At 52.2% G+C, this 14,250-nt stretch carries 9 protein-coding genes; 6 read left to right on the plus strand and 3 right to left on the minus strand.

Annotated elements, in window-relative coordinates; translation table 11 throughout:
- Together trbL and trbJ are read right to left on the minus strand one after the other, a co-directional pair.
- The coding region (trbL, locus tag BBF94_RS26345) for a P-type conjugative transfer protein TrbL (protein ID WP_065261850.1) at positions 1 to 932 on the minus strand (932 nt) is incomplete at its 3' end.
- Between the two features lie 193 nt (positions 933 to 1,125).
- On the minus strand, positions 1,126 to 1,920 hold the full coding sequence (trbJ, locus tag BBF94_RS26355; protein WP_065261852.1) for a P-type conjugative transfer protein TrbJ: 795 nt from the start codon (positions 1,918 to 1,920) through the stop codon (positions 1,126 to 1,128).
- 476 nt (positions 1,921 to 2,396) lie between these two features.
- Between trbJ and BBF94_RS26360 the strand changes: the two genes are divergently transcribed.
- From BBF94_RS26360 to drt3b, 3 genes are all read left to right on the plus strand, one after another.
- Entirely contained in the window at positions 2,397 to 2,768 is a 372-nt protein-coding gene (locus BBF94_RS26360; protein WP_065261853.1) for a plasmid mobilization protein, read from the plus strand.
- Between the two features lie 276 nt (positions 2,769 to 3,044).
- Positions 3,045 to 4,394: an antiviral reverse transcriptase Drt3a gene (gene drt3a / locus BBF94_RS26365; RefSeq protein ID WP_065261854.1), complete on the plus strand. Its 1,350-nt coding sequence runs from the start codon at positions 3,045 to 3,047 to the stop codon at positions 4,392 to 4,394.
- A complete protein-coding gene (gene drt3b / locus BBF94_RS26370) occupies positions 4,387 to 6,459 on the plus strand; it encodes an antiviral reverse transcriptase Drt3b (RefSeq protein WP_065261855.1) in 2,073 nt (690 codons plus the stop codon). The genes drt3a and drt3b overlap by 8 nt, the downstream gene beginning before the upstream one ends.
- Positions 6,460 to 6,891: 432 nt before the next feature.
- Here drt3b and BBF94_RS26375 read toward each other — a convergent pair whose 3' ends face one another.
- On the minus strand, positions 6,892 to 8,964 hold the full coding sequence (locus BBF94_RS26375) for a TerD family protein (RefSeq protein WP_065261856.1): 2,073 nt from the start codon (positions 8,962 to 8,964) through the stop codon (positions 6,892 to 6,894).
- A gap of 527 nt (positions 8,965 to 9,491) precedes the next feature.
- Between BBF94_RS26375 and BBF94_RS26380 the strand changes: the two genes are divergently transcribed.
- From BBF94_RS26380 to tadA, 3 genes are all read left to right on the plus strand, one after another.
- Positions 9,492 to 12,224: an AAA domain-containing protein gene (locus BBF94_RS26380; RefSeq protein WP_065261859.1), complete on the plus strand. Its 2,733-nt coding sequence runs from the start codon at positions 9,492 to 9,494 to the stop codon at positions 12,222 to 12,224.
- A gap of 138 nt (positions 12,225 to 12,362) precedes the next feature.
- Positions 12,363 to 13,736: a multicopper oxidase family protein gene (locus BBF94_RS26385; RefSeq protein WP_065261857.1), complete on the plus strand. Its 1,374-nt coding sequence runs from the start codon at positions 12,363 to 12,365 to the stop codon at positions 13,734 to 13,736.
- Entirely contained in the window at positions 13,736 to 14,233 is a 498-nt protein-coding gene (tadA, locus tag BBF94_RS26390) for a tRNA adenosine(34) deaminase TadA (RefSeq protein WP_065261858.1), read from the plus strand. Before BBF94_RS26385 ends, tadA begins: the two co-directional genes overlap by 1 nt.
- The last annotated feature ends 17 nt before the right edge of the window (positions 14,234 to 14,250 follow it).

Here is a 14,250-nt window from a genome sequence, read left to right on the forward strand (position 1 = left end):
GCAGCCCCAGCCGTGGCGATAGTGGCCGCAGCAGCTGCCACCCCGGCAGCACCAGCCACTGCCATTCCACCAATGGCCGAGCCGCCGCCCATTGATGTGCCGCTAATCATGCCGCCGATTAGGTCAGGAATCGTCTTCGTCAGATAGCAGCACACTAAGGCTAAACCGACCATTGTCATCAATGAGGCTTCGTCGTTGGTGTAAGCAGCTAACCATTCTTTGGCCGACTGTACGATCAGCCCGACGATCAAAGTCAAGACGAACAACTTCGCGCCGATTGCCACGGTGAACCGCATGGGCGCAATCGCGAAATCGCGTGTCCATTGCGAGCCGCCAAAACCGTAGAACAGCACTGACGCGTTGATGATTACGTAGGCCTCTACGAGCGTCACAAACATAAACGCTGCGATAAAGGCGAAGCACGCCAAGACCAGTACCGCGCATACTGCGATCAGAACTCCTTTGCCCGGAGAGAACACTGAAATGCCCTTCACCATAGTGCGGCCGAAGTCCAGGGCTACCGCGAGCATATCGCCGGGTTCTAACGCTCGGCCAAGACCGCTCGCCGATGCGGCCGCATCGCGGAAGCTGTCAACAATGGCTGTCGACCATTCCACGGAGTAGGTCATTACCGCCAGGAAGAAACCGATCACCATGATGAAGCGCAGCAGCTCTCCGACTATCTCGCCCAAATCAGCTTGTTTCATGACCAGAGGCATAAACGTCCAGATGAACTGGATGGTGGCGAGCAGCCAAAATAATCTTATGGCGTAGTCGTACAACTTTCCTGACCACTGGTGAGATTGCTGCAAAACAAGATCTAGCAGGCCCTGAACCGAGGTGTCGGCATGGGCCAGGTCTGTTGCAGCCATCGCATTTCCGGCCAAGAGCATGCTTGCTAGGGCAATAAACAACAGCAGGCGACGTTCCATAATCAGTACTCCTTAACGCCGCCGCGCGAGTTAGGACGTGCCTCAAAAGCAGCATCTGCGTCATGCAGCTTTCTCTGTTGCTCAGACGCCACAGCGCAGTCGGTATCGCTTTGAATGACCACAGTGGCAACTGAGCCCACCATTGCGGCCCCGGCGCAAATGAGGGTCATGAACCATTTCGAGATAACCATCCTCAATACCCCTTCACGCCGCCACGTTTGCTTTCACGCGCTTCAAACTGCTGCTCGGTTGCTTCGCTAGCGGCTTTTCGGTCGCCTTGCTGGGCGATGTAATTACCCTGCATATTGATTTGCGTGGCCACCAGATCGCGAAGCTTTTGCAACTGTTGCACGTTTTGCGAGGCTATCTCGTTGCCCGCCTGAATAGCTTGCATTCGCCCCACGGCGGTTTGCGAGCGTGCCACCATGCGGTTGAGCAAGGCGTCTTCCGACTGGAAAGTGCTGGTGTTGAGGTTCGCCGCTTCCATTGCCGTTTTAGCGTTGTCGCGGCCTTGCTCCGACCATTCTTTATAACGATCTCGCATCGGAGTTTCCGCCGAGTTTGCCACTTGTTGAAGGTAGGATTCGAAGCCTGGAAACGCAGCATTGAACTGTGCATCCATGTTCCCGATTTGACGGCCCAACGCCTGAGAGCGCTGATAGATATTGACCACACTTTTTAGGTCGGCAGCGATGCTTCCAAACATCGAATCGGGTAGACCTGCGCCTTGTGTGACCATGTTCTGGTACTGCTGTATCTGAGTTTGAAGTTGCTCGGCTGTGTTTAGTGCAGTGTTGACCTGTTCGGCATACTCGAACATCTGTTGATAGAACGTCGAGCAATTTGCGCAATAGATGGCGTAAGCAGGGGAGGGCGCAGTATATATAGCAACCCCGACGAATGTGCTTGCCATCGCAATAGCAAGCCTTACGTTTCGACCTGAATTTCGGGAGGCATAAGCCACGGGTTTTCCTGGTTCCAGCTCCATATCGAATTCCTCATCTGTGACGCTTGAGTTTTGATTATTCACTGATATGCAGAGGTTATAAATATGCGGATAGTTTTCTATCCGCCTTCACTCGCTTGGCAAGTCCCGAAAGTGTACCGAAATCAACAGAGGGGAGGCGCCCTTGGTCTGCGTTCTTAATTGCGTGTGACAGTGTTTAATTAAGGCAATTTAGTGCAATTTAGCGAAATTCAACGCAACTCAAGGCAACTCAGGTATAAAAGCGTGAGTTTGAGAAGATTTTTTGGCGGTGTAATGCTGTAAGGAATCGAAGTTGTCTTAAATTTATTTGAACTGCGTTTATTCGGACGGCAAGATGTGTGTTGTACGGGTACGGGCAAGCCCGCACCCATCCAACACCGCCCCTTATTCGCCTTCGGCTCAACGGCATCTTGCTCTGCGAGGCCCCGGCCGCTATCGCGTCTAAGAGCTGAAAAGCAACAACAGGAGCGCAAGCCATGACAGAGGGCACCAAAAGAAAGACCACGCCCCGACGACGTGGGAAGCCGATAGAGGTGTGGGTGACGGACGGAGAAAAAGTCGTGATCACTGAGCGAGCCGAAGAGGCGGGCATGTCCCGCTCGGGCTATCTTCGGGCGTTGGGTTTAAATACGCGCATTCACTCAGTCGTCGACCTGAAGGCAGTAGCCGATCTGGGCAAGATCAGCGGCGACTTGGGGCGTGTTGCTGGCTTGCTGAAGCTCTGGCTCTCGGAGAAAAACGGCCAGGGAGCAAGCTCGGCTGAGATAGAGCGGATGATGGTCGAATTTCGTGAGTCGCAGGCTGGGATTCGGGAGAAGATGAGCGCTATAGTCTTTGCTCGGAAATGAACAGGTCTAGCTAGGGGGCTGCACTGAAATGAAAGACAGATCACACGATCTTGCTATGGCAGAAATCTTCCGTGCAGACCCAAGCTACGCGCAGGAGTTAATAGACGAGCTGCGCCTTGATGGAAGACCCGATGAACTCGCTATTCTTTTTCGTCAAATAGCCTTGGGGGCTGCCCTAGATCTAGAATTAGGTGATACCGGCTAGCACTTTCTGGCGAAAGGTTTTCCTGGATTTTCACACGCCACCGAACTAATCAAATGGAATGATTGATAGCCATGTTCGATCAGATGTTTACCGCAGATAACTTTCGCCGAATCTATGATGCTGAGAACCGGAAGGGTGTTGACTTGGCTGCCCGGTTTTTCCCAATGCTCGAACCGTATACGCTCGCAGTTCGTGGCAAAGTACAGGCGATTCGTGATCTACGAAAAATTGAAGCTACTTTGTTGGCTGATTATTTCGAGACTCAGCTACTAGCGCTGAAGGCAGAGCTAAAAAAATTAAAAGGAGATAAGTCATCTGCAATTGATGGTTTAATGGAGGAGATTAGTCAGAAAGTTCTCAAGTCTAACTTTAAAATTGTGCTTTCCCAAAAGACAGGCCCGAAAGGAAAGCCAGTTTTTTGTATCGATGCTGAGCCTGAGACTTTCTTTGCGATCAAGCAACTTCAGCGTAACATACATCGTATTTATGGGGTGAAACAGGCTAGTCGTCACGACTTGGTCTGTCAGCTACGCGATACCATAGATGGAAATAAGTTTCCTTTTGAGCTGATTCGTACTGATATTTCTTCGTTCTATGAAAGCATTGATCGTAAGCGACTAGTCGAAAAGCTGGATCGTGACCAGCTACTAAGTCCGTTGTCAAAAAAGTACATTAAACAAATTCTAGACTCATATGGCGAGATATCTGGTAGCGCGTCCGGCATACCCCGAGGTGTTGGTATCAGCGCATATCTAGCTGAGCTGTATCTAAGGCCGGTTGACGATAGTATTCAATCGATTCCAGGAATGGTTCTATATTGTCGGTTTGTCGATGACATTGTGGCGGTGTTTGCGCGGCCACCTGATGGGAAAAATTTAGGCTCTTTTAAAGATTTAATAGTCGAGATTTTATGTGGTAATGAGCTTGCCCATAATGTGAAAAAGACGTCAGAGTTCAAGATGGCCGACATCGGTGTCGGGAAGTTTGAGTATCTAGGGTATCGTTTTTTACTCAAGCCAGGAAGTCTGGATATCAGTCCGAGCGCAGCAAAGATAGCTAAATATCGTGCGCGTATGAATGCCGCTTTTAAGGACTATTGGCGAGAAAAACCAGTTAACTCTAGGGGGGCATTTAGAAAGTTGGTCGCGCGAGTAAAATTTATTACAGGTAACACTCGGCTCTCTAATAGCAAATCGTGTGCTGCAACTGGGATATATTTTAATAATTCAATTGCCACAAATCTATCGAGTTTTGATTTGCTCGATAAGCAGCTTAAAAGGTTCATTGCGAAGCTCAAAAGAACTAGCCTGCAGAAGCAGCTGAAGAAGTTAAAATTTATATCGGGATTCAAGCAGCGGCGATATCATAATTTTAGTACGAGAGAGCTTCGGATGATTGTGGAGGTCTGGAAACATGGCTAAAAGGCGCGTCTCATTAACCTGCCGGAAACAAAGGCCCGTGTTGACAGATATGTTGCCTTTCGAGGTTCCTCCCACATTCTCGAATCGCGGTTATTATCTTTTTTTGAGGGATAATAGTGTAGAGATTGAAAAAGATAAATTGTGTTGGGTTTGTGAAACTACTGAGCTAGACCAGGCAATGCGTCTGATATTTGGAATCAAGCACAATACTGAAATTACGGCTGAGGTGGTTAGCGAGTGGGGTAAGAGTAAAACGCGCCGCTCGGTGCCAATTAGTAAATGTCAAATGGCAACGATCCCTTTCAATTTTCGCGTTGCACATAATCTTGACGGTCGAACACTGAGTATCGTTCATCCGCGTAATCAGGTTGCTGTAGCGAACTTCTATGCAACGCATAGTGCGTTGATTATGTATCACACATCCATCAGCGAGTTTTCGATACGACGGCCAGTGTCGGTGTCGCGATATGCATACTTCAAGGACAAGCTCCATGAGGAGCGAATAGATACTGCTGCTGGTGTAGAAGAGGAGGATCGCGAGTACGAGCAGCTAGGATCCTATTTTGTATACCAAAAATATAGAAATATTCACCGTTTCTTTGAATCATACGAATACCACCTTAGTGAAAAAAAATACGATGCAATGGTGCAGCTTGACGTAAGTAAGTGCTTTGATAGCATTTATACTCACTCAATGCCTTGGGCTGTTCTTGGTAAGGGGCAGACAAAGTTTAAACTGGAAGAATCAAAACTTACCTTTGGTGGTCGGTTTGATGCTCTCATGCAAAATCTAAATCATAAAGAGACCAATGGGATTGTCATTGGTCCAGAGTTTTCTCGCATATTTGCTGAAATAATTTTGCAGTCGGTTGATGTCGAATTGGTTTCGCAGCTGGCCGCAAGGAAAAAATTAATCCATAAGGTGGATTATGAAATTTTCCGATATGTAGATGATTTCTTTGTTTTTTATAATGAAGAATCAACGCAGTTGAGCGTGTTTGAAATGCTTCAGGAGGTCTTGAAGTCCAAGAAGCTAAGCATTAACACTGCAAAGATTAAAAATTATAAAAAGCCGATTATCACAGAAATTACGGTCGCTAAAGAGCGCGTGTCGACACTGCTTAACGAAGAAATTGTTGCCGTGTGTGAGGAGGACACACCAGACGATCCATCATTAACACCGAAACGATATATCTCCTGCAAAGTAAATGCTAATCGACTGATTATTCGGTATAAATCAGCGATAAAAGAGGCGGACGTATCTTACAGCGATTTGTTGAATTATACCTTCGCTATCGCTGAGAATAAGATTGAAAAACTCTTCGAAGCTTATGTCTCGAGTGATAAGTCAGATCGTGATCGTAAGTGTTTATCAAGTGCTCTTCTTGCGGTCATGGAATTCGCTTTTTTTACGTACTCTGCAAGTCCAAAGGTCAATCATACGATCCGTCTTTGTCGAATGATTGCTACCTCTGTTGACTTTTTACATGCCCAAATTTTTCCATATGACTTGAAGCATTTACTTTTTAAGTATATTCACGATAATGTGATGCAGCAGCTCGAAAAGAATACTATGAGCTCTCATCGCGAAGTGGAAAGCCTATATTTGCTCATTTGCTTGTCGCATATAGGTCGTGAGTATTGGTTGCCCAATTCCGTACTTCTTCGTCATTTTTTGATTGAGGAAGATAAGGACGCTGGAGAGTATATTCGTTCCGCGGGCTTTATGAGTCACTTTTCGATTACAATTCTCTTGTCTTATGTAAAAAACAAGGTTCGATATACTAAGTTAAAGGCTTTTGTAGAGGTGCATATAGTTGCCAAACTCGAGTATATGAAAGCTCACTGCCCAAATGATGCTGAAACTCTAATTATGCTTCTTGATCTTGTAGTTTGCCCCTATATTAGCACTGATACCAAAGATAGCATCGGTATGATTTTTGGTCTGGATGCGGAGGGGCTGGCGTCCGTCAGAGCTTCAAATGAATATTGGTTTACCGCTTGGGGGGATAAATTCAATCTTGGGAAAGAGCTTGACGCGAAGCGCAGTCGTGAGGTTTATTGACCACGGTGCTCCGCTTTACCCTTAATGGCTGTTGGCAGCCCACACACAAGCACCTTCTCTGCCCCTATATCAACTGGGGGCTGGGTAAACAGACGGTAGGAGCGGGCCGTCTTCCCTATTTTCAGAGTTTGGCAGTGCCTACGATTTGCTATCAATCTCTATCGCGGCCAAGCACCGCTGCGCGTGAGAGATAATGCTTAGACATGGTTCATGGCATTTTTCATGGTCTCAATTCTTGCAGGTCCTCAAAGCCCCTATCTTTAATGGCCTTCAACCGGCTATTGATAATAGAGTGGGAGTGATCCTGCGTCGTGTCCTCTAGAGTTCAAGTTTGTATTCGCAGAGGCGCAAAAGGGGTTATAAAAAAGCCAGTCAGTTAATCTGACTGGCTTTTTTGTTTTTGGACGGAAAGTTCGGAGGCGGGCGCAGGTATTAGAGGAACTGTGACCGAATCAGATCCGTATCGAACGGTGTTATTCCTTGATCAGGTGCAAACACCGCTTGTGCCTGCTGCGGCGAAGCCACTCGTTCGCCTCGTGCCCGTACGTGCAAATCGAACAATGTCTCCAGATCAGGCCGCGGTGTATGTACCAAAGCTCGAAGCATCAATGATATTCCGCTGAGGTTGTTCCCGACGTTGTTCCACCGGGGAGCTGAGGTCAGTCCCAAGTCGGCCCAGATCACGCGGCGCTCCTGCAAGTCCATCACGAATGGCAGGCAGATCTGTGTGTCGGATGCGATATCGATACGATCGAACACCGTTCGCGGCTCGAATACTTCTCCCGATGCCGTATCGGTGCGGGCCATCCAGCCAGCGAAGCATTCTGGGAGATCGCAGTACGGTTGCTGGGTGTACGAGTTGATGGACGTGACGACATAACGGACTCCCTTCTCGACGAGGACCTCCAGGTCCAGGTCGATGAACTCCGAGGCACCCTCGGGTGCGTCGACGATGTCGCCGCTGTGGCAGCCGCCGTAATCTCTCAGGTTGTAGTACGCAACCGTTTCTCTGAACACGAAGTTGGCATCGAAAAAAGCGGCGGACAAATCGATGTCCGTGCGTGAACGACCGTTTTTCCACCACAGGAACAGTCGAATGAAACGTGTGTCAGGCATCGGCAATCGACTGCCCCGCACCAGTGTCCGTAGCGATTTCGAAGACGCGCGTTGTGCCAGCGGTACCCTGTATTCGCGCAATTCCGGATCGATGTAACAGCGACCCAAGGGCGGTAGTGTCGCAAACCGCGCTACCAGAGCCTCCTCGCAGATTCGGGCTGCACGAGCCAGCACCTCGGGTGCCAGAGGCTCTCGATCATCCTTGATGCCATAGACTTTGGCGAAGGAACCTTTCGGTGTGAACGCCCGAAGAGGCAAGGGGCGCGGCGCACGTGACTGGGCCAGCAACTGCAGCAGGACAGGCGAGGACACTTGTGCCGCAACAGACTCGAACGCATCGAGAACCGGCTCTGGTTCCGTCGCGCGCCGCAGGGTCGCGTCCAGCCGTCGTGCGAATTCTCCGGGGCGACTCTGTAACACAGGCACAAGCCCGGCAATATCACGCTGGGCGAACAATGTTTCGACACATGAACCAAATGAGTCCGGTGCTTCGTTGCGACGCGCCGCCGTGATGGCGGCCAGTGCACTTGGGAACTTATCGGCGTAGTCGCCCGGATGTAGTACTTCAGCCAAGCGTTTCCAACGCTCGGCTTGCCGCATCACGTCTTCTGCAGCGTTGGGTATTCGATCGAGCAAACTCAACAGCAGACGACGCATCGAGCGCTTCATCGCTTTGAAACGTGTCGTAGCAGTCGCCAGTGACACGTCTCCTCCGTTCAACGCGACCGCGAGTCGCAATGCGTCAGTCGCCGTTTCGACGTTTTGCTTAAGGAATGCATCCACCCGTACATCGCCGGCGACATGCAAGAGCAGTGCGCCGCCAACCTGTGCCCGGATCTCCCGGAACGGGACGACCTCAGGCAGCAGGCGGAACACATCACTTTTGTATTCGCGGATAAACCAGATGACATCGGCCGCTTCCTCTTCTGAGAGCGAGGTGCGTGATGAAACCAGCGGCTCGAGCAGTGCCTCGAACTCAGGGATACTTCCCGGTTCGATAACCCAAGGTATGATGTTGCCTTCAAGCAGTGGAGGCCGAGATTCTTCAGTCGCTGGTAAACGTCGAAGCGTGAGGTAATGCAGGACAGCGTTCAGGTACAGATCGGCCTCCGAGGTCGTCAGAACCTGCTCTGGAAAGTCAGGATAGAACGGCCGATGGTGCACATGAGCACCACTCCTGCGCCGAAGCACTCCAACAATGTCATGCAGCCAGTACTTGAGCTCTGTCGGCGACAACAGGCCGATCTGCTCAATCAGAGCTTCTGACAATACGCATCGGAACGCCGCGATTTCCCGGACAGCCGACGCGACCTGAGCGCGGGTGGCACCGCCAGTGCCCATCGGGACGTGAACTTTGCTACGGCGACGCAGGAACAGCTCCTGATTCATGCTTGATTTTCTCCTTTGGTCGCCGTCGTGAGCGAGCTGCAGCATCGTGTCTGCAGCGGATATGAAAACGCCTGCTAAGAGCAGGCGCGGTGTGGAGAGCGGAACCCCTAGTTCATAGGGTTTAGAAGGAAGGTGTTCCATAGCCACGCCGGCATTCTACGGAAAGTTCTCCCCGGTTGTCAGGTTGCTTCGCATTCCAACGGTAACAAGCTGCTTCACCGAAAAAAGCAAGGGTGTTTATGAGTGATAGGTCGCTCGCCCTTCAGGGCCCGCAAAGTCTTTCAAGTATTTGTTGTGTTCCATCTGGCGACGACCAAGTGGAAATATGCTGAATTACAAGGGTGCCGAAAGGCGCTCTTGTCATTCAGCCGGACACGCTTATTTCTATTTGGTGCGTGCGCCGGCGAGAAGCTGGTATACGGATGAAGGGTGGTGGCAAAATAGTGTCAATTGCTCCGAATCGCTGGATTCGGATTTCAACGACAGGGATGTGGGCAAGCTGTGAGCGCAGCTTGCGTAAGGGATATATGATTTCCATCTACGTGAACGGAATAGACAAGACCCGTCAGATAAGCGACTGGACGATAAAAGGTGATGGGCGCGGTGGGGTTTCGCTGACTTGTCACTACCCATCTGGCAAGAGTTGGCCCAGTCCGCTTGCCGAGTGTGTGGTTGTTCCGACTCGAGAGGTGAAACATCAGCTACTGAGGAAAAAGTCCAGCTCAGTGATAAGTACTGTCGAGAGTGCAGTGATTTACGGCGAAAAATATGCCGTCGTTCAGTATTCAGCAGGTGGTAAAAAGTACGCTTACAAGCTTGCCGATATCGAGTTCACCACACCGACGAAGATGAAAGACGATTCGGTTTTCCAGTATTTCCGCTCTGTAGCTGATGCGAGAGTCATTCAGGCCGAATCGGAAAAGGATAAGGTGATCGCCGAGAATGTACAGCGCCAGTTCGATTCAATTTCTGCATGCGCGAGCACCGCATTGCACGCTTATTGCACCGGTCGTAATGGAAGTCAGGAGCTTGTAGCGGATCTTATTTTTCCATTTGGTCTCAATGAGAGTCAGCTTGAAGCAGTGGAGCAGGCTTTCACTTCTCAGATCAGTTTGATCGAAGGTCCTCCCGGCACCGGCAAGACACAAACCATTCTGAACATCATCGCCAACATTCTGCTGCGTGGAAAAACCGTGGCGGTGGTGTCGAACAACAATGCAGCCGTGTCCAACGTATGTGAAAAGCTTGGTAAGTCAGGCCTCGATTATCTGGTTGCCGAGTTGGGCAGCAATGAAAACCGTGAAGCGTTTTTTGCCAGTCCTCGTCCTCGACCCACAGTTGCTCCAGAAGCGGCGCCTGAGATGGCGAACATTCAGAGTGTCTTTAAGCAGCTCAAATGCTACCTGTCTGACCGCAACACGATGGCCAGGCTGCAGACTGAAGTCAGTGAACTGGAGATCGAGCGCAGTTATTTGCGGCAGTGGCAGCAAGAAAGTGGCGTGCTGGATCCCATTCCCCTGGGCAAATATAACCTGACCCCGCAAAAGTCCACTGACCTGATGGCATTCCTGACGCACCTTGCTGGCAACCGCGTGCGAATCAAGGACAGGATAGAAATGCTGTTCAACTTCAAGATCCTGCGCATGAAACCATTCGATGACTGGGCCAAGCGCAAATCGGTCTTCTACGGTCTGCAGCTTCATTACTACGACAAAGCGCTTCAGGAAACAAAAGCGGCGCTGGCAGGGATTCAGGAAAAGTTACGGCTCGGTAATTATCAGGTGTTGCTTGAAGAACTTACGAGTATCTCGATGAAGTACTTGAAGCAGCATCTCCACCGACATGTACCGCAAACTGAGTCCTTCGATGCCAAGAGTTATCGGAAAGCCAGATTCGATGAGTTCATAAAGCGCTACCCGATCATTTCAAGCGGTACGCATTCCATCGTCAACTCCTTGAAAACCGGCACGGTGCTCGACTACGTCATCATTGACGAGGCTTCGCAGCAGGACATTGTTCCTGGAATATTGGCTCTGGGCTGTGCGAGGAATCTGATCGTTGTCGGTGACAGAAAGCAATTGGCGCACATTCCCGCGACGCTGGGCATGGCCGCGCCAGCGCCTCACTACGATTGCGAGAAGTACAGTTTGCTCGATTCGTGTGTCAGCGTGTTCGAAGGTACGATCCCAATGACTCTATTGAAGGAACACTATCGCTGTCACCCGCAGATCATCAAGTTCTGCAATCAGCAGTTCTACGACAATCAACTGGTTCCGATGACTGAAGATCGTGGGGAAAAGCCGTTGTCGTTGCTGGTGACCGCGAAGGGGAATCACACGCGGCGCAAAACCAATCTCCGGGAGCTGGATTCACTGTTGGCAGTGCTTGATGGTGAGGGCGAAAGTACTTGGGAGGACAAGGACGGCAGAGGCTTCATCGCCCCTTTCAGGAACCAGGCCAGGTTATCTGGCACGCTTTTGCCAGAGGATTTCGTAAAAGACACCGTCCACAAATTTCAGGGGCGGGAGTGCGACGAGATCGTTTTTTCCACTGTGCTGGACAAAAAGAGCACGACACCGAAACTTCTGGCATTCGTGGACGACCCCCGGATGATCAATGTGGCGGTATCGCGGGCCAAAAAGCGATTCACCATGGTCACCGGCGAAGACGTTTTCACGGCAAACAATGGGCACATCGCAGCGCTGGTGCGTTACATGGAGTATTACGCTGATGAATCGCAACTTCATCGCGCACCGGTGATATCGGCTTTCGATCTGCTCTACAAGGAATACGACAAGTCGCTGGAGCGGCTCAATAGCAAGTTGCGAAGGAGCGATTCCGACTACAAGTCCGAGCAGATCATGGCGCAGATACTGCGAGAGGCCCTTGATCGGGAGATCTACCGGGGAATTGCTGTACACGGCCAGGTCGAGTTGAACCAACTGGTCTCGACGGCCAACGAGTGGCTGACCCCAAGAGAGAGGGAGTTCATGGACAACCGCGCCAGTTGTGATTTCGTGATCTATTTCAAAGTCGGCAAAAGACCACTCGGAGTGATAGAGGTCGACGGGGGTAGTCACGCGACACCGATGCAAATCGAACGGGATGCCTTGAAAGACAGCATCCTGCAAAAGGCGGGTATTGCGCTATTACGTCTTCGCACCGTCGAGAGTCGCATCGAGGAGCGGGTAGCCGAGTTTATGGTGCAGTGGGCCGATGCAACCACTGGAGTAAATGCCGCCCTGCTTGAGGCTCAATAGCGCAGTGAGTTTCTTTTTGTCGTTATTAACGGATTCGATGCGACAACAGTTCACTTAATCTTTCTCAATTGCAGGTGTATCGTATTCGCCCTTTACGGGCCTGCGGGCCCGCCGCAGATACGTGAGGTAGTTGTGTCCATGTCCTTTACCCGTCGACAAATTCTCGGTGGCCTTGCCGGTCTTGCAGTGGTGGGCGCGGGAGCCGGTGCGACGCGGTACTGGCTGGGCAAGGTGGCTGACGCCAATGCCGGGCATGACTACGAACTGATCGCCGCACCCCTGGACGTCGAGCTGGTGCCGGGGCACAAGACCGAAGCCTGGGCGTTCGGACCGTCGGCGCCAGGCACTGAATTGCGCGTGCGTCAGGGTGAATGGCTGCGAGTGCGTTTCATCAACCACTTGCCGGTGGCGACGACCATTCACTGGCACGGCATCCGCTTGCCGCTGGAGATGGACGGCGTGCCCTACGTGTCGCAGTTGCCGGTGCTGCCGGGTGAATATTTCGATTACAGGTTCCGAGTGCCGGACGCCGGCAGCTACTGGTATCACCCGCATGTCAGCAGCAGCGAAGAACTTGGGCGCGGGCTGGTCGGGCCGTTGATCGTCGAGGAGCGCGAGCCGACCGGATTCAAGTATGAAAAGACGTTGAGTCTCAAAAGCTGGCACGTCGATGACGAAGGCAACTTCGTCGAATTCAGTGTTCCGCGTGAAGCGGCCCGAGGTGGTACGGCGGGGCGGCTGGCGACGATCAATGGTGTGCCTTCACCGGTGATCGAGTTGCCGGCCGGGCAGGTCACCCGGGTGCGTTTGCTCAACCTCGACAACACCCTGACCTATCGCATCAACATTCCCGGCGTCGAAGCGCAGATCTATGCGCTGGACGGCAACCCGGTCGAGCCCCGGCCACTGGGCAAGGAATACTGGCTCGGCCCGGGCATGCGCATCTGTCTGGCGATCAAGGCGCCGCCGGCCGGTGAAGAGCTTTCGCTGCGCAACGGCCCGGTACGCCTGGGCACCCTGCGCTCGGTGGCCAACACTGACGCGCCGACCGAGTGGCCGAAGGCACTGCCGGCCAACCCGGTGGCCGAGCCGGATCTGGCCAATGCCGAGAAACTCAACTTCAATTTCGAATGGGTCGGTTCGGTGTCGGTGAATGTCGACAACGGCAAACCGCCGAGCCTGTGGCAGATCAACGGCAAGGCCTGGGACATCACCGACAAGACCTGCGCCGACCGGCCGATCGCCAGCCTGAAACTGGGCCAGAGTTACATTTTCGAACTGAAGAACATGACCCAGTACCAGCACCCTATCCACCTGCATGGCATGAGTTTCAAGGTGATTGCCTCGAACCGGCACAAGATCGTGCCGTATTTCACCGACACTTACCTGCTGGGCAAGAACGAGCGTGCGCAAGTGGCGCTGGTGGCGGATAACCCGGGGGTGTGGATGTTCCACTGCCACGTGATCGACCACATGGAAACCGGCCTGATGGCCGCCATCGAGGTGAAGTGATGCGCCAGATTCGCCCCGCGGCGATCATCGACCGCAGCCGTGACCGCGATTTCATGCGCGAAGCCCTGACATTGGCGGCACAAGGCGCAGCCCTAGGCGAAGTGCCGGTGGGCGCGGTACTGGTACAGGACGGCGAGATCATCGGTCGTGGCTTCAACTGCCCGATCAGTACCAGCGACCCGAGCGCACACGCAGAAATGGTCGCGATCCGCGCCGCCGCGCAAGCGGTGGATAACTATCGTCTGCCGGGCAGTACCCTCTACGTGACCCTGGAGCCCTGCAGCATGTGCGCCGGACTGATCGTGCATTCGCGGGTGGCTCGCGTGGTGTACGGCGCGCTGGAGCCCAAGGCCGGGATTGTGCAGAGTCAGGGGCAGTTCTTCACCCAAGGCTTTCTCAACCATCGAGTGCTGTATGAAGGCGGGGTACTGGCGCAGGAGTGCGGGGCGGTGTTGACCGAGTTCTTCCGGGCACGGCGCGCAAAACCCGCAGACTGAATACAAAACCAATGTGG

Origin of the sequence: Pseudomonas bananamidigenes (assembly GCF_001679645.1) — a bacterium.
GTDB lineage: Bacteria > Pseudomonadota > Gammaproteobacteria > Pseudomonadales > Pseudomonadaceae > Aquipseudomonas > Aquipseudomonas bananamidigenes.